The sequence below is a fragment of the Parafrankia discariae genome, from assembly GCF_000373365.1.
Lineage (GTDB): Bacteria > Actinomycetota > Actinomycetes > Frankiales > Frankiaceae > Parafrankia > Parafrankia discariae.
Window position 1 is genome coordinate 79,459 of sequence record NZ_KB891126.1, and the last position, 25,938, is coordinate 105,396.

21 protein-coding genes and 1 riboswitch are annotated in these 25,938 nt (G+C 72.3%); of the genes, 13 read left to right on the forward strand and 8 right to left on the reverse strand.

What is annotated here, in order from left to right:
- The first annotated feature begins 183 nt into the window (after nt 1-183).
- The 5 genes from B056_RS0106400 (at nt 184) to B056_RS0106420 (ending at nt 4,516) form a co-directional block, all read left to right on the forward strand.
- A complete protein-coding gene (locus B056_RS0106400) occupies nt 184-1,077 on the forward strand; it encodes an NAD(P)-dependent oxidoreductase (RefSeq protein WP_026239393.1) in 894 nt (297 codons plus the stop codon).
- A 560-nt stretch (nt 1,078-1,637) separates the two neighbouring features.
- Nucleotides 1,638-2,210, forward strand: a complete 573-nt coding sequence (locus B056_RS0106405) for a carboxymuconolactone decarboxylase family protein (RefSeq protein WP_026239394.1) — start codon at nt 1,638-1,640, stop codon at nt 2,208-2,210.
- Between the two features lie 97 nt (nt 2,211-2,307).
- On the forward strand, nt 2,308-3,141 hold the full coding sequence (locus tag B056_RS0106410; RefSeq protein ID WP_018501066.1) for a TauD/TfdA dioxygenase family protein: 834 nt from the start codon (nt 2,308-2,310) through the stop codon (nt 3,139-3,141).
- 122 nt (nt 3,142-3,263) lie between these two features.
- Entirely contained in the window at nt 3,264-3,458 is a 195-nt protein-coding gene (locus tag B056_RS0106415; RefSeq protein ID WP_026239395.1) for a ferredoxin, read from the forward strand.
- Between the two features lie 248 nt (nt 3,459-3,706).
- Nucleotides 3,707-4,516, forward strand: coding sequence for a CYTH domain-containing protein (locus B056_RS0106420; RefSeq protein ID WP_018501068.1), 810 nt, complete (start codon nt 3,707-3,709; stop codon nt 4,514-4,516).
- Nucleotides 4,517-4,609: 93 nt separating this feature from the next.
- Here the strand turns inward: B056_RS0106420 and B056_RS0106425 are convergent, their stop codons facing one another.
- A complete protein-coding gene (locus B056_RS0106425) occupies nt 4,610-5,302 on the reverse strand; it encodes a TetR/AcrR family transcriptional regulator (RefSeq protein WP_076784648.1) in 693 nt (230 codons plus the stop codon).
- A 128-nt stretch (nt 5,303-5,430) separates the two neighbouring features.
- Here B056_RS0106425 and B056_RS0106430 point away from each other — a divergent pair, with 128 nt between their 5' ends.
- From B056_RS0106430 to B056_RS0106450, 4 genes are all read left to right on the forward strand, one after another.
- A complete protein-coding gene (locus B056_RS0106430; RefSeq protein ID WP_018501070.1) occupies nt 5,431-6,939 on the forward strand; it encodes an NAD(P)/FAD-dependent oxidoreductase in 1,509 nt (502 codons plus the stop codon).
- 353 nt (nt 6,940-7,292) lie between these two features.
- Nucleotides 7,293-7,601: an EthD family reductase gene (locus tag B056_RS0106435; protein ID WP_018501071.1), complete on the forward strand. Its 309-nt coding sequence runs from the start codon at nt 7,293-7,295 to the stop codon at nt 7,599-7,601.
- 478 nt (nt 7,602-8,079) lie between these two features.
- Nucleotides 8,080-8,472 (forward strand): PadR family transcriptional regulator, encoded by a 393-nt coding sequence (locus B056_RS0106445; protein ID WP_018501073.1) that lies wholly within the window; start codon nt 8,080-8,082, stop codon nt 8,470-8,472.
- Nucleotides 8,469-9,866, forward strand: coding sequence for a permease prefix domain 1-containing protein (locus B056_RS0106450; protein ID WP_018501074.1), 1,398 nt, complete (start codon nt 8,469-8,471; stop codon nt 9,864-9,866). The genes B056_RS0106445 and B056_RS0106450 overlap by 4 nt, the downstream gene beginning before the upstream one ends.
- A gap of 51 nt (nt 9,867-9,917) precedes the next feature.
- On the opposite strand, the gene metH is transcribed toward B056_RS0106450, so the two are convergent.
- The 4 genes from metH to B056_RS0106470 all read right to left on the reverse strand — a co-directional run bounded on the left by metH (nt 9,918) and on the right by B056_RS0106470 (nt 17,715).
- Nucleotides 9,918-13,676 (reverse strand): methionine synthase, encoded by a 3,759-nt coding sequence (gene metH, locus B056_RS0106455; protein ID WP_018501075.1) that lies wholly within the window; start codon nt 13,674-13,676, stop codon nt 9,918-9,920.
- A 16-nt stretch (nt 13,677-13,692) separates the two neighbouring features.
- Nucleotides 13,693-13,769, reverse strand: a riboswitch (S-adenosyl-L-homocysteine riboswitch).
- A gap of 28 nt (nt 13,770-13,797) precedes the next feature.
- Nucleotides 13,798-14,679, reverse strand: a complete 882-nt coding sequence (locus B056_RS0106460) for an alpha/beta fold hydrolase (RefSeq protein WP_230202852.1) — start codon at nt 14,677-14,679, stop codon at nt 13,798-13,800.
- A 453-nt stretch (nt 14,680-15,132) separates the two neighbouring features.
- Nucleotides 15,133-17,013 carry a lytic murein transglycosylase gene (locus B056_RS0106465; protein WP_230202853.1) on the reverse strand — a complete coding sequence of 627 codons (1,881 nt, stop codon included), beginning with the start codon at nt 17,011-17,013 and terminating at the stop codon, nt 15,133-15,135.
- A gap of 267 nt (nt 17,014-17,280) precedes the next feature.
- Nucleotides 17,281-17,715 (reverse strand): VOC family protein, encoded by a 435-nt coding sequence (locus B056_RS0106470; RefSeq protein ID WP_018501078.1) that lies wholly within the window; start codon nt 17,713-17,715, stop codon nt 17,281-17,283.
- A gap of 160 nt (nt 17,716-17,875) precedes the next feature.
- Here B056_RS0106470 and B056_RS0106475 point away from each other — a divergent pair, with 160 nt between their 5' ends.
- Entirely contained in the window at nt 17,876-19,036 is a 1,161-nt protein-coding gene (locus tag B056_RS0106475) for a helix-turn-helix transcriptional regulator (RefSeq protein ID WP_018501079.1), read from the forward strand.
- Nucleotides 19,037-19,149: 113 nt separating this feature from the next.
- Nucleotides 19,150-20,463 carry a DUF2252 domain-containing protein gene (locus B056_RS0106480; RefSeq protein WP_018501080.1) on the forward strand — a complete coding sequence of 438 codons (1,314 nt, stop codon included), beginning with the start codon at nt 19,150-19,152 and terminating at the stop codon, nt 20,461-20,463.
- Nucleotides 20,464-20,526: 63 nt separating this feature from the next.
- Here the strand turns inward: B056_RS0106480 and B056_RS0106485 are convergent, their stop codons facing one another.
- Nucleotides 20,527-21,210 carry an alpha/beta fold hydrolase gene (locus B056_RS0106485; protein ID WP_026239399.1) on the reverse strand — a complete coding sequence of 228 codons (684 nt, stop codon included), beginning with the start codon at nt 21,208-21,210 and terminating at the stop codon, nt 20,527-20,529.
- 108 nt (nt 21,211-21,318) lie between these two features.
- Here B056_RS0106485 and B056_RS0106490 point away from each other — a divergent pair, with 108 nt between their 5' ends.
- Nucleotides 21,319-21,789 carry a MarR family winged helix-turn-helix transcriptional regulator gene (locus B056_RS0106490; protein ID WP_018501082.1) on the forward strand — a complete coding sequence of 157 codons (471 nt, stop codon included), beginning with the start codon at nt 21,319-21,321 and terminating at the stop codon, nt 21,787-21,789.
- A complete protein-coding gene (locus B056_RS0106495) occupies nt 21,789-23,630 on the forward strand; it encodes an MFS transporter (protein WP_018501083.1) in 1,842 nt (613 codons plus the stop codon). Before B056_RS0106490 ends, B056_RS0106495 begins: the two co-directional genes overlap by 1 nt.
- On the opposite strand, the gene B056_RS0106500 is transcribed toward B056_RS0106495, so the two are convergent.
- Together B056_RS0106500 and B056_RS0106505 are read right to left on the reverse strand one after the other, a co-directional pair.
- On the reverse strand, nt 23,611-24,276 hold the full coding sequence (locus B056_RS0106500; RefSeq protein ID WP_018501084.1) for a response regulator: 666 nt from the start codon (nt 24,274-24,276) through the stop codon (nt 23,611-23,613). The two genes, B056_RS0106495 and B056_RS0106500, sit on opposite strands and share 20 nt — an antisense overlap.
- On the reverse strand, nt 24,273-25,691 hold the full coding sequence (locus B056_RS0106505) for a sensor histidine kinase (RefSeq protein ID WP_018501085.1): 1,419 nt from the start codon (nt 25,689-25,691) through the stop codon (nt 24,273-24,275). The genes B056_RS0106500 and B056_RS0106505 overlap by 4 nt, the downstream gene beginning before the upstream one ends.
- Between the last annotated feature and the right edge of the window lie 247 nt (nt 25,692-25,938).

Sequence of the window (25,938 nt, forward strand, 5' to 3'; positions counted from 1 at the left end):
GAAAACCTCCCGCCGACCCGTCGGCGGAGCGGCTGAGAGAAATTCTCGGAGTCCGCGACGGCCGGGCGGTTGACTCAGGGTGAACGCCGCGGGAAAGCACCTGTGCCGGGTTTGTTCGCATGGATCGATCGTCGGAGCGCATCAAGTAGACGCATCAGTCTACTTTCTGCGAGGCTGTCGTCCGTGGCGGGAACGAGGGCGACGGTCGGATTCGTGGGCCTGGGGAGCATGGGCGGTGCCCTGGCCGCGAACCTGGTCGCCGCCGGGTTCGACGTCGTCGCCCATGACGCGGCCGGCCCGGACCGGGTGCCGGCGGGGGCGGCCGGCGCGGCCGACGTCGCCGAGGTCGCCGGCCGGGCGGACACCGTCGTGTGCAGCCTGCCCGACGGGGCGGCGTCCGAGCAGGTCGCCGGTGAGATCGTCGCGCTGGCCGGCCGGCGGGCGGCGCACGTCGTCGACACCTCGACGGTCGGGGTGGCCGCCGCGCGCCGGATCGCCGCCCGGCTGGCCGGTGCCGGTGTCGGCTACGTCGACGCGCCGGTGTCGGGTGGCGTGGCGGGCGCCCGGGCGCGCACGATCACGGTGATGTTCGCCGGGTCCGCCGCCGACTGCGCGGCGGTCACGCCCGTCCTGGCCGGCCTGAGTGACCGCCGGGTCAGGGTGGGCGACGAGCCGGGCCTGGCACAGGCGCTGAAGCTGGCGAACAACTTCCTCTCCGCGACGGCGCTGGCGGCGACCAGTGAGGCGATAGCCTTCGGCACCGCGGCCGGACTCGACCCGGTCACGATGCTCGAGGCGCTGAACGGCGCGAGCGGCCGGAGCTCGGCGACCGGCGACAAGTTCCCCAACCACGTACTGACCGGGCGCTACGCGGCGGGTTTCACCAACTCGCTGATGGCGAAGGACGTCGCGCTCTATCTGGCGGCCGTGCGGGAACGCGACGGCGCCGTGGGGGACTCGGACAATTCGCGGAATTCGCGGATCGGGTCGGTCACGGCGGCGGTGTGGGAGCGGTTCGCGGTCGTCGATCCGGGCGTCGACTTCACCCGGATCTATCCCTTCGTGAAGGGCACCTGACCCCGCCGGAGGTCTGCTCCGAGTATCACCAAGTCGGCTCCGGGCCGGGATCCGTCTCGCTTGTGGATCTTTTGGAAGTCGGTGTCCGGAAACTGATCCGGACTAATCTTATTCTCGCTGATGATCGATATTGGTCCTCTTTTTTGCGAGAGGGAAATTTTCAAAAAGTGCAACCGACGACTGGCGAAGCTCCTGTCCGCCGTCGGACCGCGCCCGCCCGGGGCGGAGGTGGGGGCTGGCTCTGGCGCTTAATCCGGTGGGATCGCGGGCGGTAGGGTGGTTCTCGGATGCGTGATATCTGTTTTCCGGACATTGCGGTGGCGTCGGAATTTCCGGGGGGTCCAATACCGTCCGTGACGCGGTGCCGGAGGTGATGATCGGACGGCCGGAATCGATCTACGGGTCTTGACCGGTGCAACGCCAGGTGATAGTTATTTTTTGGGATTCGTTCGGTTCGGACGGCTCGCGCCGATTATCACAGTACTATTAACTTGCTGTGTGATCGACATCACTATCGGTTGCCGGGCGTTCACCGGTGCATGGGCGGAGGAACCTCTGATATGGCACGGATCGAACCGCTTCCCCTCAGGCAATGGCCCAAGGAGATGCGTCCGGCCCTGGCAGCCCTGACGCCGCCCGTGCCGCTGCACCCTCCGATGCCCTCCGAGGGCAAGCCCAAGGCGCTGAACACGCTGGGGACGCTCGCCCACCACCCCACGCTGGCGCACGCCTTCTTCACGTTCAACGGCCACATCCAGCGCGCGACGACGCTGACGCTGCGGCAGCGGGAGATCGTCATCCTGCGGGTGGCGGCACTGCGTAAGTGCTACTACGAGTGGACGCAGCACGTCGTCATGGGCCACGACATCGGCCTGACCGACGACGAGATCACCCGCATCGCGCTGGGTCCGGACGCGCCCTTCTGGGACCCGGTCGACGCGGCGCTGATCCGCGCGGTGGACGAGCTCCTCACCGAGGGCGCGATCGGCGCCGGCACCTGGGAGACCCTCGCGGCCAAGCACGACACCCAGCAGCTGCTGGACATCATCTTCACGGTCGGCGCCTACGAGACCCTGGCGCTGATGATGCGCTCGTTCGAGCTCGAGCTCGACGACGACCTCATTCAGACCTGACCACCGGGCGAGACCCGGACCTGACCGGCGGGAGAGTGACCCGGCCCGGCGCCGTCCCCAGCGGGTGGTGGCACACCCGGATCCGACAGGAGTAGTCATGGCCGTGACCGTCACCGAGATCAGCCCGGAGGTCGGCGTCGAGATCGCCGGCCTCGCCGGTCACCGGCTCGCCGATCCGGCGGTCGCGGCCGACTGCCAGGCCCTGCTGGCCCGCCACGGCGTCGTCGTCTACCGCGAGACCCACGTCGGCGACGACGACCTGGTCGCCTTCAGTCGCCTGCTCGGCCAGGTGGTCGTCGCCCCCGTGGGCGGCACGGACACCCACCCCGAGATCTCGAAGATCACCCTGGACCCGGCCGAGAGCGTCCTGGCCGCCTACCGGCGGGGAACCTTCTTCTGGCACATCGACGGCGCCAACGACGAGCTGCCGCAGAAGGCCACCCTGCTGACGGCCCGGCAGGTCTCCGACGAGGGCGGCGACACCGAGTTCGCGAACACCTTCGCCGCCTACGAGGCGCTCACCGCGGCCGAGAAGGAGCAGTTCGCGAAGCTGCGCGTCGTGCACAGCTTCGCGGCCTCGCAGTCACTGGCCGAACCCGACGCGTCGGAGCGGACCCGCGCGCTGTGGGCCCGGGTGCCGGCGCGCGAGCACCCGCTGGTCTGGACCCGCGGCAACGGCCGAAAGTCGCTGCTGGTCGGCGCGACGACCGACCACGTCGTCGGCTGGCCGGCGGAGGAGAGCCGCGCCCTGCTCGACCGGCTCCTCGAGTGGTCCACCCAGCCGAGGTTCGTCCTGCGCCACCACTGGCGCCGAGGCGACCTCGTGATCTGGGACAACACCGGCATGCTGCACCGGGCGATCCCATACACGGCGACGTCGCACCGGTTGATGCACCGAACGACCCTCGTGGGCGAAGAAGTCGTAGCCTGACCTCCGCGCGCGGCACCCCCGCGCGAAGTTCTGACGTCCATCGGACGGTCGGCCCACGGGCGAGGCCGAGGCCGGCGAGACGACGGACGTCCGCACTGTCGAACTGCCCGATGGAGGTCAGCATGAAAGTGGTCGTGGACTTCAAGCTCTGCGAGAGCAACGCGCTGTGCGTGGGGCTCGCTCCCACGGTGTTCGAGCTTGACGACAACGACTATCTGAACATCCTGGACGAGACTCCCGATGAGGACCTCGCGAAGGATGTCCGCGCGGCCGTCACCGCCTGCCCCAAGCAGGCCATCAAGATTGTCGACGACTGAGCGGCACGGCACGCACAGCCTGAACGGCACGTAGAGCACACGCAGAACACACAGCGGGTCAGCGCCGGGCGGACCGCCGCCGTCCGGCGCGTCGGCCGTGTGTCGCGGTGACGTGAATAGGGGATGACGGTCACGCAGACGATCTCTGGCTGGCAGGTGAACGCCTCGTCCTCTTATCGTTGAGGTTGATGACCCGCGTTCACTCAAGTCCCCGTGACCAGGCCCGCTTCGGGGTCGGCGGGGATGATGTGGCCGGCGGGGCCCGATTCGCCCGACATCGGCACGCCGCGCAGCGATTCTGGCAGCTCTCCGACACCGATCTCGACGACCTGCTGGCGCTGACCGGTGAGGCCGACCGGGTCGAGCTGAAACTGGTCGTGCCCGTCGCGGCGCACGAGGCGACCTGCGCCGCGCTCGGCATCGAGTTCACCCGTGCCCGGTCACTGCGGGTCTTCTACCTGGACACCCCCGAACGCACGCTGCATCGCAACGGCGTGGTGGCCCGGGTGCGCAGCATCGCCGGGCGCGCCGACGACGCGGTGGTGAAGCTGCGGCCCGTCGTCCCGGCCGAGGTGCCGCCACGGCTGCGCCGTTCGCGGAACTTCGTCGTCGAGATCGACGGCATGCCCGGCCGGTACGTCTGCTCCGGGGCGCTGCGGGCCCGCCTGGACACCGTCGACGTCGACCGGGCGATGGCCCGGCGGCGCGCGCTGCACCGGCTGTTCACCCCGGCGCAGCTGCGGCTGCTGGCCAGCCGCCTACCGGCCCGGCTCAACGTCGACGATCTCGCGGTGTTCGGCCCGGTGGACGCCCGCCGGATCAAGATCGTTCCTGCCGGCCACGACCGCGTGCTGCTCGCGGAACGCTGGACGTATCCCGACGGCTCGCGCATCCTCGAGCTCTCCACCCGCTGCCGACCCGCCGAGGCACTGCGCGTCGCCGGGCGCACGGCGGACGTCCTGTGCCGGTACGGCGTCGACCTCAGCGGGCCGCAACAGACGAAGACCCGCGCCACCCTGGACTTCTTCGCCGGTGAGCTGACCACCCGCCGGCGGTGAGGGCGGCGGGCGGCGGGCGTTCCCGCGCGGCCTGTCGGCGACCATCCGTGGTGCTCTGACGGAGCCGGTCCAGGGAGCTTCGCCCCGAGAGGGTCACGGGGCCGCCGGCCGGTAGCCGCGCACGAACAGCGCGACGCCGGAGCGGACCGCGGTGTCCAGCTGCTCGCCGTCCACGCCCGGCGGCGGCGGGTAGAGGAAGACACCCAGTTCGGTGATCTGCCAGGCCGTGCCGGTGACCAGGACGATGAACTGGCTCGCGGCCCGGATCGGGTCGTCGACGCGCAGCGCGCCCGCGTGCGTGAGGCGGGTCAGCTGGCTGATCACCTCCGACCAGACGGGCCCGGCGACGCGGGTGCGCCACAGATCGAGCAGCTGTGGCTGGCGGGGGCCCTCCGCCTGGAGGAGCCGTCGCAGCAGCGCCGTCCGGGGATTGAGGAAGATCGCCGTCAGTCGTCTCGCGAGATCGTTCAGCTGTGACTCGGCGTCGGCCGGAAGCTCGGCCGGGCCGGTGGCCGGGCTGCTGGTCAGGCCGCTGATCGGCGCGTGCAACGTCTCGAGGGTCGCGTTCAGATGCGTGTCGATGACCGCCCGGAACAGCGTCTCCTTGTCGCCGAAGTGGTTGTAGACGGTCTGCCGCGAGACCGGGGTCGCGGTGGCGATGTCGTCGAGGGTCGTGGCCGCGTACCCCTGGCGGACGAAGAGATCGAGCGCCGCCTCCACGATCGCTTCCCGCTTGGCGGGAAGACCGCGCCGCGCTCGCCGGGGCCCACCTTCGCTGCCTGACATCGGGTCAGGCTAGCCTTGGACACTGATGTCCAACTTTCTAGACCTGAACGTCCAATCTGGCCGCTGGCCGCGGCTGGTGAGCGGGACGGCCGCCCGCGCCCGTCCCGTTTTCGACCAAGGAGAGATCGGTGCCCAACCCCGACACCCCGCCCGGCGACCGCCCGCACACCGTCGTGATCGGGGCCGGACCGGCGGGTCTGACCGCCGCCTACCGGCTCGCCGCCAGAGGGGCGCCGGTCTCCTGCTACGAGGCCGACGACGTGGTCGGCGGCATCAGCCGCACCGTCGTGCGTGACGGGTGGCGTTTCGACATCGGGGGCCATCGCTTCTTCACGAAGGTCTCGCAGGTGGACGCGCTCTGGCGGGAGATCCTGCCCGAGGAGGATTTTCTGCTGCGTCCCCGGATGAGCAGGATCTACTACAACGGGAAGCTTTACGACTACCCGCTGAAGGCGCTCAACGCTCTCCGGAATCTCGGCCTGGCCGAATCGTCGCTCGCCATCGGGTCGTACCTGTGGGCGCGCGCCCGGCCGCCGAAGGAACGGGCGAACAACTACGAGGCCTGGCTGGTGGCGCGGTTCGGCTGGCGTCTCTACCGGACCTTCTTCAAGACCTACACCGAGAAGGTGTGGGGGATACCGGTCAGCCAGATGCCGATCGACTGGGCGGCCCAGCGGGTGAAAAGCCTGTCACTCGCCGCCGCCATCGTGAACGCGGTGTTGCCGAAGCGGAACCAGAAGAAGATCACCAGCCTCATCGAGGAGTTCCGCTACCCCAAGTACGGGCCGGGAATGATGTGGGAGGCGGCGGCCCAGGTCGAGAAGCTGGGCGGGCGGATCGTGCTGAACGCGTCCGCGACCAGGGTCCACCACGAGGACGGCCGGGCGGTCGCGGTCACCGTGCGGACGCCGACCGGTGAGCGCTCGCGGGTGCCGGCCGATCACGTCGTCTCGTCGATGCCGATGTCGACCCTGCTCGCCAGCATGGACCCGCCGCCACCCGCGCACGTGCTCGAGGCGGCCGGCGATCTGCGCTACCGCGACTACCTGACCGTCGCGCTCATCGTGCCGGAGGAGTTCGGCTTCCCGGACAACTGGATCTACATCCACGACCCCGGGGTTCGGGTGGGGCGCATCCAGAACTACGGATCGTGGTCCCCGTACCTGGTCAAGGAGGGGCGGACCTGCCTCGGGCTGGAGTTCTTCGTCTTCGAGGGGGACGACATGTGGATCCGCCCGGACGACGAGCTGGTCGCGCTGGGCACCGCCGAGCTCGAGGCCCTCGGGCTGGTACGCCCCGGCGCGGTCGAGAAGGGCTACGTCGTCCGCGTCCCCAAGGCGTATCCGACCTATGACCAGTTCTACCGGCGCAACGTGGAGGTGATGCGGGAATGGCTGGCGCGCCACGTTCCCAACGTCCACCCGGTCGGCCGGAACGGCATGCACCGGTACAACAACTCCGACCACTCGATGCTGACCGCCATGCTCACGGTGGAGAACATCCTCGACGGCACCGGGCACGACGTCTGGACGGTCAACGTCGAGGAGGAGTACCACGAGGAGAAGACAAGGGGGGGCGGTCGGCCCACGGGCGGGGGGACCGGTCGGGACGCCCCGGTGATTCCCCGTCCAGTGTGAGAGCCCGCCGGAAGTCCGCCCCCCTCGGGCGACCTGTGCGCCTCGGACCCCACCGTCCGGCGAGGTGTGGTTGTTGAGTGGGTCCCGGCTGTCGCTGAGGCGCCGCGGTTCCGCGGCGCCGTTCCTGGGAGCCTCACTGGGTGCCCCGGCCCCGGCCTCCCGGCGGGTGCGGACCGGTGGGAGGCGGTCGGCCTCCCACGATCGCCGGCTCACGACCGTCGCCCTGGATGACCGCCGTCCCGATGGTGCGGTCATCTGACGGGTACGTGAGCGTCATCGTTTCCGGTCAACGGGTGCGTGGGCGGCGTGTTGTGGGAGAAGCTGGGAGAAACGCGTCGCATCCGGCCGGCGCGATGGACGAGGAGGTCGACGCCGTGATCCGGCTCAGCGTGTTCTACCCGAAGACCGAGGGCGCGACGTTCGACATCGACTACTACGTGAACAAGCACATCCCGATGGCCTGCCGGATGTGGGGGCTCACCGAGGTCGAGGTCGACCAGGGCATCCGCGGGCCGTACGTGGCCGCGTCGCACTTCCTCTTCGAGTCGGCGGAGGCGCTCCAGGCGGCGATGAGTGCCGACAGCACGGCCATCAGCGCCGACCTGACGAACTACACGACGATCACTCCCGTCATGCAGATCAGCGAGATCGTCAGCAGCTGAGTCCGCCGGCCCTTGGTCGCCGGTCCTGAGTCCACCGCAGGTCATCAGGTCACCGGCGGCAGGGGCTGGCCCGGGGTAGGACGGTCCCGTCCGGAGCGTTCCCGCACCTCAGCGTTCCCGCACCTCCCGCTTTCAGCTCACCAGCTCCGGCGTGACGGCTCCGCCGGTGCGGGAGAGCCGCTCGACCCGGTCCCCGGTGTCGTCGACATCGAGCCCGGGCTCGATCGGCACCCAGATGCCGAAGTTCCCCCGGCCCTCGGCGTGCGGATACTCCGCCAGCCGCGGCGAGGGCCACGCGGACCGCTCGCCCGCGCCGCGCCTCCCGGGTTCGAGCCGTCCCGTTTCGCCTGCCGGCTCCGGCGGGCGATGACATCGCCACGCGACGCTCCGAGCACGGACGCGTGCCGGGCTCTGTTGTCCCTCAAGATTACCTAGCAGTACTATGCATGGAGCTTCTAGGGTACCGAGGGGAGGTGTCGTGAAGGTCGCGAAGGATCTGGTGGCCGCCTCGGCGACGCCGATCGTGCTCGGCATCCTGGCGGAGGAGGAGAGCTACGGCTACGCCATCCTCAAGCGGATCGACGAGCTGTCCGGCGGCGAGCTGGCCTGGACGGAGGGCCTGCTCTACCCGTTGCTGCACCGGCTCGAGCGGCTCGGGCACGTGGAGTCGAGCTGGCGGTCGGCCACCGGCGAGCGCCGGCGCAAGTACTACCGCATCACCGACACCGGCCTGGCCGAACTGGCCGAGCAGCGCCGCCAGTGGGCCACCGTCGTCGACGCGCTCAAGGAGATCTGGACGGGCCTCGGCGACCGCGGCCCACTGACGGCCATCCCGGCCATCTCGGCGATCCCAGTGGAGGGCCACGCATGACGGCACAGGAGGGCCCGCGGGCGCTGGAGGCACAGCAGCCGCTGGACGCGTTGGAGGCGCAGTTCGCGCAGTGGCGGCACTACGCGCAGCGCCGCCGGGAGCTGCGCTCCGCCGACGCCGACGAGCTCGAGGACCATCTCCGCGGCTCCGTCGACGAGCTCGTCGAGGTCGGCCTGAGCGCGGACGAGGCGTTCCTGGTCGCGGTCAAACGGATGGGCAGCCTCGACGAGCTGTCCCGCGAGTTCGCCCGGGAGCACTCGGAGCGGCTGTGGAAGCAGCTGGTCCTGACCGGCGGCCCGGCCGCGGACAGCCGCTCGCGGCGCGACCTGCGGATGCTGGTGCTCTGCGCCGCGGGCGCGGCGGTGTCGGTCAAGGCGCCGGAGCTGTTCGGCGTGCGGATGACCGACGACGGCTCGGCTTCGTTCTACGGGCCGAACCTCAGCCTGTTCGTGCTGCCCTGGCTGGCCGGCTTCCTCGCCTGGCGCCGCCAGGCCGGGCGCACGCTGATCGGGATCATGGGAGCGCTGTTCGCGCTCGGCGCGGTGGCGGCCAACGTCTACCGCGTCGCCGACGACTCGCAGTCGTTGGTCCTCACCAGCATCCACCTGCCGATCGCCCTGTGGCTCGTGGTGGGCCTGGCCTACGCCGCGGACGACTGGCGCTCGTCCCGCAGACGCATGGACTTCATCCGCTTCACCGGCGAGTGGTTCGTCTACTTCGTGCTCATCGCGCTCGGCGGCGGTGTGCTCACCGTGTTCACGGCCGGCACCTTCGAAGCCATCGGAATCGCTCCGGACGGCTTCATCTCGCAGTGGCTCCTTCCCTGCGGCGCGGCGGCCGGGGTCATCGTGGCCGGGTGGCTCGTCGAGGCGAAACAGAGCGTGGTCGAGAACATCGCCCCGGTGCTCACCAGGCTGTTCACCCCGCTGTTCACCGTGGTCCTGCTGGCCTTCCTCATCGCCGTCTGCTGGACCGGCACCGGCGTCGACGTCGAGCGGGACGCGCTGATCCTGTTCGACCTGCTGCTGGTCGTCGTCCTGGGGCTGCTGCTCTACTCGATGTCGGCCCGCGATCCGCTGGCCCCGCCCGACCTGTTCGACCGGCTGCAGCTCGCCCTGGTGGTGAGCGCGCTGGCCATCGACGTGCTGGTCCTGCTGGCGGTCACCGGGCGGATGACCGAGTACGGCACCACGCCCAACAAGACCGCGGCGCTCGGGGAGAACGTCATCCTGCTGGCGAACCTCGCCTGGTCGGCGTGGCTCCTGCTGCGGCTGGTCCGCCGGCGCGCGCCCTTCGCGGCGCTGGAACGCTGGCAGACCTCCTACCTGCCGGTCTACGCCGCCTGGGCCTGGGTCGTGGTCCTCGTCTTCCCGCCGCTGTTCGGCTACGCCTGACCAGCGGGCGGCCCGGACCTCCGGGGTCCGGGCCGGATCCCGGCCGGATCCCTACTCGGGGTCGTAGGCGAGGTTCGGGCGCAGCCAGCGCTCGACGTCGCCGACCGTCAGGCCGCGCCGCGCGGCGTAGTCCTCGACCTGGTCGCGGCCGACGCGCCCGACGGTGAAGTACCGCGACCCCGGGTTGGCGAAGATCAGCCCGCTGACGGCGGCGGCCGGGGTCATCGCGAAGGACTCGGTCAGGCCCAGGCCGACCCGGCCGGCGTCCAGCAGGTCGAACAGGGCCTGCTTCTCGCTGTGGTCCGGGCTCGCCGGGTAGCCGAAGGCGGGGCGGATGCCGCGGAACCGCTCGGCGTGCAGGTCCGCCAGCGCCGGCTCGGACCCGGGCTCGAACCAGGCGCGGCGCGCCTCGAGGTGGACGTACTCGGCGAACGCCTCGGCCAGCCGGTCGGCGAGCGCCTTCACCATGATCGACCGGTAGTCGTCCTGCCGGGCCTCGAAGGCGGCCGCGAGCGTGTCGGCGCCGTGGATGGCCACCGCGAACCCGCCGAGATGGTCGCCGGCCGGGGCCACGTAGTCGGCGAGGCTGCGGTTCGGGCGTCCCGTGGGCTTGGCGGTCTGCTGGCGCAGCATCGGCACCCGCAGCCGGCCCGCCGCGTCGGCGCCGGCAGCAGCGCCAGCGCCACCACCAGCACCGACGTCGATCAGGATGTCGTCACCGTCGGAGTTCGCCGGCCAGAAGCCGTAGACGCCCTCGGCCCGCAGGGAGCCGTCCGCGATGATCTGGTCGAGCAGCGTGTTGCCCTCGTCGAACAGCTCGCGGGCGACCGGCTGGTCGAGGATCGCCGGGTACTTGCCCTTCAGCTCCCAGGCGAGGAAGAAGAACTGCCAGTCGATCATCTCGCGCAGCGCGGTGAGCTCCGGCGTGACGACCCGGACGCCGGTGAACGCCGGCGTGGGCAGCTCGTCGAAGGAGACCTGCTCGCGGTTCGCCCGGGCCTGGGCGAGGGTGAGCAGTGGCTGCTGCTGGCGTTTCTCGTGCTGCTCGCGCAGGTGCCGCTGCTCGTCCCGGTTGCGGACGGCGAGGTCGGCGGCCCGGTCGCTGTCCAGCAGGTCGGAGACCACACCGACGACCCGGGAGGCGTCCAGCACGTGGACGGTGGTGGCGTCGTAGGCGGGGGCGATGCGCACGGCGGTGTGCTGGCGTGAGGTGGTCGCCCCCCCGATCAGCAGCGGTATCTTCAGCCCGCGCCGCTGCATCTCGGTGGCCACCGAGACCATCTCGTCCAGCGACGGGGTGATCAGGCCGGACAGGCCGATCGCGTCGGCGCTCTCGGCCACCGCCGTGTCGAGGATGACCTTCGCGGGGACCATGACCCCCAGGTCGATCACGTCGTAGTTGTTGCAGCCCAGGACCACGCCGACGATGTTCTTGCCGATGTCGTGGACGTCGCCCTTGACGGTCGCCATCACCACCTTGCCGTTACCGCTGCGGCCGGAGGCGTCGGCGGTGCCGTCCAGCAGCGCCTGCTGCTTCTCGGCCTCCATGAACGGTTCCAGGTAGGCGACGGAGCGCTTCATCACCCGGGCGCTCTTCACGACCTGCGGCAGGAACATCTTCCCGGAGCCGAACAGGTCACCGACGATCTTCATGCCGTCCATCAGCGGGCCCTCGATCACGTCGAGGGCGCGGGCCGCGCCGACCCGGGCCTCCTCCGTGTCGGCCTCGATGAAGTCGACGATGCCGTGCACCAGCGCGTGGGACAGCCGCCGCTCCACCGGTCCCTCGCGCCACGACAGGTCCACGACGCGCTTCGTGCCGCTGCCGGTCACCGTCTCGGCGAACGAGACGAGCCGGTCGGTGGCGTCGTCGCGCCGGTCGAAGAGCACGTCCTCGACGAGTTCGAGCAGGTCCGCGGGGATGTCCTGGTAGACCGCGAGCTGGCCGGCGTTGACGATGCCCATGTCGAGCCCGGCCTGCACGGCGTAGAAGAGGAACGCCGAGTGCATCGCCTCGCGGACGACGTCGTTGCCGCGGAAGGAGAACGACAGGTTCGAGATGCCGCCGCTGATGTGCACCCCGGGGCAGCGCTCCTTGATGCGCGGCAGCGCGTCGAGGAACGCCTTCGCGTAGCCGTTGTGCTCGGCGATGCCGGTGGCGACGGCGAGCACGTTCGGGTCGAAGACGATGTCCTCGGCCGGGAAGCCGACCCGCTGGGTGAGCAGGTCGTAGGCCCGGCCACAGATGGCCACCTTGCGCTCGGCGGTCTCCGCCTGGCCCTGCTCGTCGAAGGCCATCACGACGACGCCCGCGCCGAAGTCGCGGATGCGCCGGGCCTGCTCCAGGAAGGGCTCCTCGCCCTCCTTCAGGCTGATGGAGTTGACGACGCCCTTGCCCTGCACACAGCGCAGCCCCGCCTCCAGGACGCTCCAGCGCGAGCTGTCGATCATGATGGGCAGCCGGGCCGCCTCCGGCTCGGTGGCCAGCAGGTTCAGGAACGTCGTCATCGCCCGCTCGCTGTCGAGCAGGTCGGCGTCCATGTTGACGTCGAGCAGGTTCGCGCCGCCGCGGACCTGCTCCAGGGCGACGTCGATGGCGCCCTGGAAGTCGTTGCCCTCGATCAGCCGGCGGAACCGCGCCGATCCGGTGACGTTGGTGCGCTCGCCGATCATGACGAAGCCGGTGTCCGGGCCGATCTCGAACGGCTCCAGCCCGCTGAACCGGGTGCGCCCGGGCAACTCGGGAACCGGGCGCGGCGCGGTGCCGGCGACCGCGGCCGCGATCTTCGCGATGTGCGCCGGGGTCGTCCCGCAGCAGCCGCCGACGACGTTGACCATGCCCGCCGCGGCGAACTCGCCGATCAGCCGGCCGGCCTCCTCGGGGGACTGGTCGTAGCCGCCGAACGCGTTCGGCAGGCCCGCGTTGGGATGGCAGGCCGTGTACGTGCCGGCGAGGCGGGCGAGGTCGGCGACGTGCGGGCGCATCTCGTCGGCGCCCAGCGAGCAGTTCACCCCGACGACCAGCGGGTTCGCGTGCGCGATCGAGCTCCAGAACGCCTCGACGGTCTGCCCCGACAGCGTCCGCCCGCTCAGGTCGACGATCGTCACCGAGATCCACAGCGGCAGGTGCGGGGCGACGTCACGGGCGGCGGCGATCGCGGCCTTCGCGTTCAGCGTGTCGAAGATCGTCTCGATGAGCAGCAGGTCGACGCCGCCCTCGGCCAGGGCGGCGATCTGCTCGGCGTAGGCGTCCCGGACCTCGTCGAAGGTCACCGCCCGGTACGCCGGGTCCTCCACCCGCGGCGACAGCGACAGCGTGACGTTCAGCGGCCCGATCGACCCGGCGACGAACTTCCCGCCGGCCTCGTCGGCGGCCTGGCGGGCCAGCCGCGCGCCGCGCACGTTCATCTCCCGCACCAGCGACTCCAGGCCGTAGTCGGCCTGGCCGATGCTCGTGGCGGTGAACGTGTTCGTGGTCGTGATGTCCGCGCCGGCCGCGAGGTACTGCCGGTGCACGTCGAGGATGACGTCCGGCCGGGTCAGGTTCAGCAGGTCCGGGTCGCCGGTGACGTCCTTCGGGTGGTCGGCGAACCGCTCCGTGCGGTAGTCGGCGGGGGTGAGGCCGGCGTTCTGCAGCATCGTGCCCCAGGCCCCGTCGAGGACGACGACCCGCCGCGCCAGCAGCTCCCGCAGCGCCCGCTCGCTGGCACCGGTCTCCGCGCCTCCGGCGGTGCGCCCGACGGCGGCACCACCCTCGACGGCCGCACGGCCCTCGACGGCCACCTCGTCGAGCGATCCGGAACCTGCCATCGCGAACACCTCCCACGTGAGGGAGGCGCCCTTGCCGGAGTGTTTCAGACCGAGCGTGGCGGACCTTCGTCCGTTGCAGCGCCCCTCGACCTGGTACCCGACGATACCGTGCCCGTCCTGATCACTTCGAGTCCGGTCCGGGTGTGTTTCGGGTCAGGTGGTCCGTCAGCAGGGTCCGCAGAGCCAGTCGTTCACTCCACATCGGCGCCGTCGCGGGAAAGACGTGCACGCGCGCGTGGGGGAGGGCCGCCGCCAGCTCGTGCGCGGTCCCGGTCCGGTGGATCAGATCGCCGTCCTGGCCGACGACCAGCGTCCGCGCCCGCACCCGGACCAGCCGGGCCCGGTCCGGAACGGGCGCGTTGCCCGGCCGTTCGGTCGGCGCCGAGCAGGCCATCAGCATGAGCGCGTACGCGCGCAGATAGACGGCGCCGCCGCGGGCGTCCCGCAGCTGCGGGGACATGCACCGCGCGATCTCGGCCCGCAGCGCCTCCGGTTCACCGGCCAGCCTGGCGACGTGGACCCGCCGGAACATCTCGTGGATCTCGGCCGGGATCGGTTCGTCGACCGCCGGGGGCAGCAGCAGCGCCAGGGTCGTGAACAGGTCCGGTTCCTGGTCGGCCAGGGCGAGCAGCGCGCCCGCGCCCATGCTCTGCCCGACCGCCGCGCTCGCCCCGACCACGCGGGCGACACCGGCCAGCTCCGCGGCGAGGTCGGCGTACGTCCAGCCGTCCGGCCGGGGCGACGAGCCCCCGTAGCCGCGGAAGTTCACCGCGACCAGCGTCCCGGGGACACCCGCCACCGTCGGCAGCATGACCCGCGCCGACGCGCCCCACGCGTGCGCGACCAGCACCACCGGGTCGCCGTCGCCCATGACGAGGACCTCGTTCACGGCGTCCGGGGCGCCCACCGCCCGAACCTCCGGCGTCCGCCGGTTCACCCGAACCTCCGGTGTCCGCCCGTTCACCTGTGCTTCCGGTGTCCGCCCGTTCGTCCGTGCGCTCACCGACACCTGCTTCCCCGCCCCGTTCCGACTTCCCCGCCCCGTTCCGACAGCCGCGTCCTGACACCCGCGATCCGACAGCCACCATCGTGGACGGTGCCGGCCCGCGCCCCGCGCGCGCCCCTCGAGCTCTGACAGCCCTCGAGTCCTTGACAGCCCTCGGCCAGGTGGCCTGTGCGGGAGCTCCCGGGCTCCCGCCGGCCGGGGCCGCACGGCATGACCATGATTAAACGGACGAATCCCTCGAACGTTGGGGCGTCCTTCTTGCCGGTTGGCATCTTTCTCGCCCTTTCGGAGTGGATTTCGCCGGTAGTTCTGTCTGAAACGGCGAGAAAGAAATCAAATGGCGAGTAGCCGAGCGCCAGAAACCGACCCGGAGCATTCACCTTCAGACCGAGACCGCTGACAGACCGAGACCGCTGACAGACCGAGACCGCTGACGAGACCCGCCAATGGTCAGGGTGCCGTGGACCGCGCGCCGGCGGCCGTCGGGCCACCCGTTCCCGGCGCGGTGGTCGTCGCGGGGCCGGATCCCACCGCGGCCGGCGTCGAGGTGGTCGGCGTCGAGGTGGTCGGCGTAGCGGGCGGTGGCACCGTGGCGGCCGGTGGTTTGGCCGCGGATGGTGTGACGGCCGGTGGTGTGGCGGGCTGGACGGGAGTGCCCGGCGTGCCGGTGGACGCCCCGGGTGCGGCCGCTGGCGGCTCCGGGGACGCCGGGTGCCCGGTGGACGCGGTGCTGGTGGGCACCGGGCGGGCGGCGAAAGCCTTCGCGTCGAGCTGGCCGATCAGCAGGCGCACCGTGTACACCCGACCGGACCCGGCGTGCGCTTCGAGGGCGAGGACGAACCGTCCGCCGGGCAGGCCCGCCGCGGCGAGGTCCCCGCCGGAGAGCCGGGCGAGCAGGATCGGCTCGTTCTCCACGGCCGGCGTTCCCGTGCCTCCGGGTGCGGTTCCCGCGGTGTCGGGGGACGCCGGCGCGGGTCGGCCCGGCTCGGCGGGAATCGTGAGCTCGCTTCTCGTGATCGGGCGACCGGCCTCCGTCGTGGCGGTGGCTACCACCCGCAGCGGTCCGGCCGGAGCCGGGCGGCGTGCCGCGGTGAGATCCAGCGCCTCGAAGCCGGCGGTGGCGCCGTCCAGCTCGACCGGAACGGCAGCGAGATCACCTACCGAGAGACCGAGACCGCGCAGTGCCGCCGCCCCAGGGTCCTCGCCGGCCTGGCCGCCGCCACCCGGCGCGGGTTCCGCCGGGATGACCTCGACGCGGGGACGCTTCTCCTCGCCGGCCGGCAGCGTCGGCCCCGGGGCCGCGGGTCCGGTCGGCCCGGCCGGGGTGGGGGACCCGGTCGACGGCCCGCCGGAGGACGGTGTGCCCGGCCCGACCGGCACCAGCGGCTCGCCAGCCGGCTCCGGGGCGGTCAGCTCGGGGACGGGCGGCTCCGGCGCGGTCGGCGCGGGGTCGCCGGCCTGCGCCGGCTCGCCGGGCAGCGCGGTCGCGCCGTCCTCCTGATAGGCGGTCATCCAGGTCAGCACGGCGTTCACATAGGACGCCGACGGGTTGTAGGCGAAGATCGCGGCGCGCAGCTGGTCGGGCCGGCTCACATCCCGCCCGTGGGCGCAGAGATAGCCGCCCGCGGCGAGCGTCGCGTCGTGGATGTTCTGCGGATCGCGCCGCCCGTCGCCCGACCCGTCCCGGCCGGACGTCCGCCAGGTGGTCGGGATGAACTGCATCGGGCCGACCGCGCGGTCCAGCGTGGCGTCGCCGTCGAACACGCCGTCGTCCGAGTCGGGGATCAACGCGCGCCCGTCCCGGCCGTCCAGGACGGGACCGAGGATCGGCCGGGTCACCGTTCCGTCCGCGGCCATCGGCCGGCCCGCCGCGTGGCCGGACTCGATCTTCCCGATGGCGGCGAGAAGCTCCCACGGCAGGTGGCAACCGGGTAGTTCTTGTTCGACGCGCCCGGCGGCCTGTCGGTAGGCGTCGAGGACGCGGTCGGGGATACCCCGCCCACCCGTGATGACGGTGCCCGCCGACCCCGGGCCGTCGTCGCTCCCGGTTCCGTCCTTCCCGGTGCTCCCGTTCCCGGCGGTTTCGTCCCCGGCGGGGGCTGTCGCGTCCGAACCGTCCTCGTCGGCTGCTCCGGGCTCCTCCCCGAGGGGGTCGAGCCCGAGCGGGTCGACGCCCGCGGGGATCTCGGTGAGGCTCGCCGCGTCGGTCGGCGCCGTACCCGGTGGTCTGGAGTCCGCCAGGTCCCACCGGCCGGCCCGGTCGGGCGGCAACGGCTCCGGCCGGGCCGCCGCGCCGGAGCAGAGCAGCAGCAGCCCCGCCGTGGCGACCACCGGCAACGCCGCCCGGACACGGCCGTCACGGGGCTGCCGGGGCTGCCGTCGGGGCCGCCGGTGGCGGCCGGTCGGTGTGTCGCCGTCCGTCGGCGTCGTCGGACCGCCCGTCGACGTTGACGGATCGTTCGCCGACGTCATCGGATCGGACGAGGGGCAGGATCCGCCGGGAAGTACCGCACCCGGGCAATTGTGGCTGCCCGGCGCGACCATGGGGCGAAGAACAGGTGACGCGAACGCGACCCGCCCCCCAGCGGACGCCCCCGTTCAGCCCTCCTGCGCCGGCGGGCAGAGACAGAACGGGTGGCCGGTCGGGTCGAGCAGCACCCGCCAGCGCTCGCCGCCCGGCTGGAAAGCGGCCTGCGTCGCCCCGAGTTTCTCCGCGAGGCTGATCGAGGCCTCCAGATCCGCCACGCGGAAGTCGAGGTGGACCTGCTGGGGCGCGGACTGGTCGGGCCAGCGCGGCGGCTGGTAGCCCGCGACGCGCTGGAAACCGATCATGATTCCGGTGCCCGGCGGGCTCAGGAAGGCCCAGGCACCCTCCTCATCCGCGCCGCCGACGCCCCAACCCGTCAGCTCGCCGTAGAAGGTCGCCAGCTCCTTCGCGTCCGGGCAGTCGAGCATCAGCCCGGCCCAGGTCACCGGCGCGGCCTGGGGCGGCTGGGTGGTCTCCGCGGTCTCAGTGGTCTCAGTGGTCGCCATCGTCGAACTCCTTCACTCGTCTGCCAGCCGGCTGAGCGGCTGCCTGCCGGCCTCGGATCCGTCTTGCCGGTGCGGGTGTCTCCATCCTGGCGCCGATACCTGACTTCTTCTGTCAGGTATCGCCGGGAGATGACAGGAAGAGACGGGGGAGAATCCGGTCGTGCGCGCCAGCCGGCTCCTTTCCGTCCTTTTGCTGCTGCAGACCCGCGGCCGGCTGACGGCCCGCGAGATGGCCGCCGAGCTGGAGGTCTCGGTCCGGACGGTCTACCGGGACCTGGACGCGCTCGCCGAGGCCGGCGTCCCCGTGCTGGCGGAGCGCGGGGCCACCGGCGGATACGAGCTGCTCGCCGGCTACCGCACCCGGCTGACCGGGCTGACCGCGGCCGAGGCCGACTCCCTGCTGCTCGCCGGGCTCCCGGACACCGCCGCCGAGCTCGGCTTCGGCGCGGTCGCCGCCGCCGCCGAGCTCAAGCTGCTCGCCGCGCTCCCGGCCGAGGCCCGGGAGCGGGCGCTCCGGGTGCGGGAGCTCTTCCACCTGGACGCGCCCGGCTGGTTCCGCGCCGCCGAGCCGGTGCCGCTGCTCGCCGAGGTCGCCGGCGCGGTGTGGGGGCGGCGGCGCGTCCGGATCGACTACCTGCGCTGGCGCGCCCCGCGCCGGGTGGTCCGTGAGCTCGAGCCGCTCGGGGTCGTCCTCAAGAGCGGCACCTGGTACGTCGTTGCCGCCGCTCGCGCCGGCGACGGCCAGGCCGACACCGCGGACGCTCCGCCCGCGGAACCCGCGGAACCCGCGGAACCCGCGGAGACGCCGGAAGCGGCTGGGACGTCCGCGTCGGCCGAGGTGACGGAGGCGGCTGACCCGGCTGACCCGGCCTCGGCCTTCGACGGGTCCGTGCGGGTGTACCGGGTCGCGAAGATCCTCGGCTTCGCGGCGCTGCCGGAGACGTTCGAGCGGCCGGAGCACTTCGACCTGCCGGCCTACTGGCAGCGGTGGACCGCCGGGTACGAGGCCGGGGTCTACCGCGGGACCGCCACGGTGCGGCTGTCCCCGGAGGGCCGGCGGATGGTCCCCTTCCGGCTCGCCCCGGCGGTGGCGTGGGCGGTCGAGCAGACCGCGGGCGAGCCGGACGCCGACGGCTGGGTGCGCGCCGAGCTGCCGATCGAGTCGGTCCGGCACGCCCGGGGCGACCTGCTCGTGCTCGGCCCCGACCTGGAGGTGCTCGGTCCTCCGGAGCTGCGCGCGGCGATGGCGGAGGCGGCCGCGGGCCTGGCGGCACGCTACAGCCCGCCCGCGAACCCGCCCGCCCGCCGACCCGGATGCTGACCCGGGTGCTGAGATGCCCGGCCCCCGGCCCGGCCCCCGGCCGGGAAGCGCTGGCATGCTGAACGGATAACGCGCGGACCACAGTGGTAGCCGCGCGAGGAGGAGCGCAGCGCATGACGACGTCCGCCCCCGAATCCGAGCGCGCCCAGGTGATCGGGGACGTCTTCACCGCGGCGTTCGGTGAGCTGATGGCCGCCGAGCCGGGCGCGTTCCGGCGCAAGTTCCGGAAGATGGCGGCCTCACCGTTCGCGTTCTACCGGGGTTCGGCCGCGCTTTTCTACGCCGATGTCCACGACCTCGACGACCCGTTCCTCGACGAGCGGACGAGCCGGGTGTGGATTCACGGTGACCTGCACGCGGAGAACTTCGGTACCTACATGAGCAGCAACGGGGTGCTGGTCTTCAACGTCAACGACTTCGACGAGGCCTACGTCGGGCCGTTTCGCTGGGACCTGCGCCGGCTGGTGGCCAGCCTCGCGCTGCTCGGCCGGGCCAAGGCGCTCAGCGACGCCGTGATCACCGGCCTCGTCGAGGCCTGCGCGGACGCCTACCGGGAGAAGATCCGCGACCTCGCCGAGGGCGGGTCGTCGGCGGACCTGCTGACCCGGACGTCCACCTCGGGTGTGGTGCACGCGTTCCTGCAGCAGGCGCGGCGCTCCACCCGGGTCGGCCTGCTCGACGACCTCACGGTGGTCGAGCACTACGACCGGCGCTTCGCCCGGGTGGACGGCGTCACCGCGGTTGACGAGGAGACCCGTGCGAAGGTCCTCGAGGCGTTCGACCGTTACCTGGCGACGGTGCCGCCGGGCCGGCGCACCCGTCCGGTGTCGCTGACCGTCAAGGACGTCGTCGCCCGGCGCGGGGTGGGCATCGGCAGCGCCGGCCTGCCGTCCTACAACCTGCTCGTCGAGGGCCAGACCGAGGCGCTCGACAACGACGTCGTCCTGTACATGAAGCAGGGGCAGGTCCCGGCGGTCAGCCGTTTCGTCTCCGACGAGCGGATCCGCGAGTACTTCCACCACCAGGGCCATCGGACGGCCGTCTCGCAGCGGGCGCTGCAGGCCGACAGCGACACCTGGCTCGGCCACACCGAGGTCGACGGTGTCGGCCAGCTCGTCGCCGAGGTGTCGCCGTACGCGCAGGACCTGGACTGGTCCGAGGTGAACGAGCGGGAGCAGATGTTCGCCCTGGTCGCCGACCTCGGCCGGTCGACCGCGCGGATGCACGCCGTCGCCGACGACGAGAGCGAGCACGACCTGGTCAGCTTCTCCACCGAGGACGCGATCCACGAGGCGATCTCGGCGGACGAGAAGTCGTTCACGGCGTCCCTGGTCGAGTTCGCGCACGACTACGGCGCCCAGGTCCACCACGACCACGCGCTGTTCGTCGACATGTTCCGCAACGGGCAGATCATCGACGTCGACTGAGGCCAGGCGCGCGGCCAGGCACCGACCCGTCGGTGCCTGGCCGCGCGCCTGCCGGCCGGGCGGTCAGACGCCGAGGAAGTCCAGCACGGCGTTCATCGCCCGCGGGTTGGCCTGCACGGAGAAGTGGTCGGCGCCCTCGATGGTCCGTCCGGTGGCCTTGGGGAACAGCGCGGCCAGCTCCTCGGGGGAGCCCGCCCCCTCGTCCCGCTCGCCGGTGACGATCAGGACCTCGCAGCCGACGGTGGCCAGCTCGGCCGCCGTGAGCGTCCGCCGCGGCCGGCGGGCGAACGCGTCCACCGCCGCCATGTCGTTGCCGGCGCGCCGGGCGAGCCCGCGGATCAGCCGGGCCAGGATGTCGGTGCCGTCGTCCTGCGCCGGGGTGGCGCCGAGCACCGGGCCCCGCTGCGGGCGGGGCTCCAGCAGCCGCGGGCCCACGCCCATCAGGGCGAGCCGGTTGAACGGCGCCAGCCCGCGCACCGCGCACTCGAGCAGCAGGTGGGCGCCCGCGGAGAAACCGACGGCGTCGACGGGCCCGCGCCCGGCGAACGCCTCGGCGATCTCGGCGGCGGCGTCCGGGTAGGCCGCCGGATCGGTGTCCCGGCGGGAGCGGCCGTGCCCGGGGAGGTCGACGGCGATGACCTCGCGGCCCGCCTCCTGGAGCAGGTCGATCCAGCCGGACCCACGCCAGCCGTGGTCGCTCGACGACGCGAGGCCGTGGACCAGGACCACCGGCGAGATGTCAGCCATATCGGGACAGTAATCCCAGCTCGCCGGCCGGCGCGCCCGATTCCGGACCTGGCCGGGGCTGTCGGCGTACATCTGGTCAGTCCGGACTTGTAAGTCTAGGCTGATGGAATGCTCGCAGACGCTGAGATCGCCCAGGCCGGCGCACCCGAGGCGGGTGACGTCCTCGAGATCGCCGCCAGGCTGCGGCTGAGCGTGAGCCTGCTGGTGCGGCGGCTGCGCCTGGTGCAGCCGGCCGGCGAGCTGACCGTCGGCGAGATCGCGGCCCTCGTGCGCCTCGAGCGCGGCGGCCCGTCCACCGCCGCGGCCCTCGCGAAGAAAGAGACGATCAGCCCACAGTCGATGGGAGCGACGCTCGCCGGGCTCGAGGATCGCGGCCTCGTCGAGCGCCGGCCGGATCCGGCCGACGGCCGGCGGGTGATCCTCTCGCTGGCCGACGCCGGGCACGAGGCGCTGCGCGACCGGCGTAACGCCCGCAGCGAGCAGCTCGCGCGGGCGCTCTCCACCGGCTTCAGTGACGCCGAGCTCGACTGCCTGAAAGCCGCCGGGCCGCTGCTCGAGCGCCTGGCGCAGAGCCTGTGATGGCGAAGGCGACCACCACCACCGGAAAGCACCGCTGGGCCGTCCTCGCGAACACGACCGCCGCCGTCTTCATGTCGGCGCTGGACGGCTCCATCGTCCTGATCGCCCTGCCGCCGATCTTCCTCGGCATCGACCTGGATCCGCTCGCGCCCGGCAACGTCAGCTACCTGCTCTGGATGATCATGGGATACCGCCTGGTGCAGGCGGTGCTCGTCGTCCCACTGGGGCGGTTGGGCGACATGTTCGGCCGGGTGCGGATCTACAACGCCGGTTTCGTGGTCTTCACCGTCGCCTCCATCCTGCTGTCCTTCGATCCCTTCCACGGGCGCTCCGCCGCGACCTGGCTGATCGGCTGGCGGGTGCTGCAGGCGGTGGGCGGCTCCATGCTGGCCGCGAACTCGGCCGCGATCCTCACCGACGTCTTCCCGGCCGACCAGCGTGGTCTCGCGCTCGGCATCAACCAGGTCGCCGCGCTCGCCGGACAGTTCATCGGCCTGGTCGCCGGCGGGGTGCTGGCCGTCCTGGACTGGCGCGCGGTGTTCTGGGTGAACGTGCCCGTCGGTGTCTTCGGCACCATCTGGGCCTACCGGACGCTGCGCGAGCCCGAGCGCCGGGAGCGCCCGAAACGGGACCGTTTCGACTGGTGGGGCAACGTCACCTTCTCGGTGGGCCTGGGCGCGGTGCTGATCGCCGTCACCGAGGGCCTGCAGCCCTACAAGAACCACACGATGGCCTGGACCAGTCCGAAGGTCCTGGCGCTGCTCATCGGCGGTGTGCTGCTCCTGGTGGCCTTCGTCGTCATCGAGAAACGGTTCGAGTCACCGATGTTCGAGCTCGCGCTGTTCCGCATCCGGGCCTTCAGCGCCGGGAACGCGGCGAGCCTGGCGGTGTCGGTCGCGCGCGGCGGCCTACAGTTCATGCTGATCATCTGGTTGCAGGGAATCTGGCTGCCCCTGCACGGCTACGACTTCGACGACACCCCCTTCTGGGCCGGGATCTACCTGCTGCCGCTGACCGCCGGCGTCCTCGTCGCGGGCCCGCTGGCCGGGTTCCTGTCCGACCGTTCCGGCGCCCGCGGCCTGGCCACCACCGGAATGCTGGTGTTCGCGGGCAGCTTCATCGGCCTCATGCTGCTGCCCGTCAACTTCTCGTACTGGGCGTTCGGCCTGCTGATCACCGTGAACGGCATCGGCGCCGGGATGTTCTCCGCGCCGAACTCGTCCTCGATCATGACCAGCATCCCGTCCCACCTGCGCGGGGTCGGATCCGGGATGCGCTCGACCTTCCAGAACGCCGGCAGCGCGCTGTCCATCGGCATCTTCTTCTCGCTGATGGTCGCCGGGCTCTCGGGCAGCCTGCCGGGAGCCTTCTCCACCGGCCTGCGGGCGGAGGGCGTGCCCGCCGACGTCGCCCAGCAGGTCGGCTCGCTGCCTCCGGTGGCGTCGCTGTTCGCCGCGGTGCTCGGCCTGAACCCGGTCGAGCACCTGCTGAGCTCGACCGGCACGTTGGACGCCCTGGCGCCGGACCACCGGGCGACCGTGACCGGCCGGGAGTTCTTCCCCAACCTCATCTCGGCGCCGTTCCACGACGGCCTGGTCGTCGTGTTCGCCGCCTCGGCGCTGCTCAGCCTGCTCGCCGCCGCGGCGTCGGCGTTGCGCGGCGCCCACCAGGCCGCGCGGGACCCGCTCGAACCGGTCCCGCTCGAGGTGGGCCTGCTCGAGATGGTGCCGGCGGAGCCCGTCCTCGTCGAGCCGGCGGGCCGCGAGCGCGGCGGCTCCGGGACGGCCGGCGCGGGCCCACCCGAAGCCGATGACCCGGGCGCTACCGACCCCCCGGGGTGACCAGCCCCGTCTCGTAGGCGACGACGACCGCCTGGACCCGGTCCCGTAGCCGTAGCTTGGCGAGGATCCGGGCCACATGGGTCTTCACCGTGGCCTCACTGAGCTGGAAACGCGCCGCCAGCTCGGCGTTGCTCAGGCCACGGGCGAGAAACCGGAGGACCTCCAGCTCCCGTGGGGTCAGCGTCGCCAGGTCGCGATGCGTCGCGGCGGCCACCCGCTCCGGCGCGGCGAACCGCTCCACCAGCCGGCGGGTGATCGTCGGTGCGAGCAGCGCGTCCCCCGCGCGGACCAGCCGGACGGCGGCCACCAGTTGCTCGGGGCTGACGTCCTTGAGCAGGAAGCCGCTGGCGCCGGCGGTCAGCGCCGAGTAGACGTACTGGTCGACGTCGAACGTGGTCAGGATGATCACCCGGGGTGCCTCCGCCGGGGTGCTCAGGATCCGGCGGGTGGCCTCCAGCCCGTCCATCACCGGCATGCGGATGTCCATGAGCACGACATCCGGGCAGGTCCGCCGGACGGCGTCGACGGCCTGGGCGCCGTCGGCGGCGTCCGCGGCGACCTCGATCCCGTCGGCGGTGAGAATCATCCGGAACCCCGCGCGGACCAGCGCCTGATCGTCGGCGACGACCACCCGCAGCGGCGTCACGGGTTGTCCGGGCCGTCCGGGCCGTCCAGCGGGATCTCCGCCAGCACCCGGTACCCGCCGGTCGGGCGCGGGCCCGCCGTCAGCGTGCCACCGTAGACGGCGAGCCGTTCCCGCAGGCCGATCAGCCCGGTGCCGCCGCCCGCCCCGACCGCCGACGCCGAGCCGACCATCGAGCCCGCGCCGACCGCCGACACCGCCCCGCCCACCGAGGCCCGAACGCCGCCGGTGTCGATCACTTCGACCCGGACCAGCTCCGGCGAGTAGGTGACGGTGACGCGGACCCGCGCGCCGGCGGCATGCCGGACGGCGTTGGTCAACGCCTCCTGCCCCACCCGGAACGCGGCCAGGTCGACGCCGCCGGGCAACGGCACCGGTGTTCCCACCGTGCTCAGCTCGACGTCGACACCCGTATCGCGGACGCGCCGCACCAGCCCGTCGAGGCGACCGAGCCCCGGCTGGGGAGTGAGGTCGTCGCCGCCGGTCGTGGTCAGCAGGCCCATGACGTGCCGAAGTTCGGTCATCGCGCTGCGGCCGCTGGCCTCCACCGCGCGCAGGGCCTCCCGCGCCTGGTCGGGCGCGGCGTCGAGCACCTTGCGGGCGGCGCCGGCCTGGATGACCATCACGCTCACATTGTGCGTGACCACGTCGTGCAGTTCGCGCGCGATACGGGCCCGTTCCTGATCGGTGGCCTGCCGGCGCTCCGCGGCCCGCTCCGCGTCCCGTACCCGCGCGCGCTGGGTGCGGGTGTGCGCGGCGTTCGCGGCCAGACCGAGCGGGATGAGCAGGAGGAAGGGGAAGTAGTCAGGGGCGATCTCGGGGATGCTCGTCCGGTGGTCGAGGCTGAGCACCACGACACCACCGGCCAGGCCCGCCGCCGCCCACGCCCGGTGCGGGCTGTACATCGCGGCGCTGTAGCCGGCGATCAGGCAGGCCGCGAACGCGAACGTCGTCAGGTCGTCGATGTGCACCCCGAGCTTCAGCAGCGCCGCCGCGGCGATGACGACTCCGTAGGTCGCCAGCGGGAAGCGCCGGCGCGCGGCCAGCGGCAGCGCGATGAGAACGGCCAGCGCCAGCTGCCAGTCCGCGACCTCCACCTGGACGGCGATGAGCCGCGGCGCCTCGGCCGGGTCCGGCGGTTCGGCCGGGTCCGGCGGCCCGGCCCGGCCCGCCGGTAGTGGCGCGGTCGGCGGCGCGGGCGCGGGCGGGGGCACCCGCACCGGCCGGTCCGGTCGCTCGACGGACCAGGCCTGACTCTCCCGTTGTTCCGGTACGGCGAGGAGACGGTCACCGTGGATGGCGGTCATCGCGCCCAGGGCCAGCACCACGGCGAGGATCGCGTCGGCTGACCACGCCCAGACGGTGAGGCTGGCCGGGCCGGTCCGTTCCCGGTGCCGCCGCACCGCCGCCCAGATCACCGGCCCAGTCTGGCGCGAGTGGCGTCCGGCCACATCCGCCGAGGTGCGCAGCGGCCGTACATCGCCGGCCTACCTCGCGGGGATGACGTCGCGCCCGCTCCGCCGAACGGAGCAGTGGACATCGGCATGACGGCCGACGCGCCCGCCCCGCGCCGGCCCCTAGCGTCCCGACCGACGCGGCCGAGACGGCGGCCGAGACGCGGCCGACCGACGCGGCCCACCGACGCCCGGACCTTGTGGAGGACCC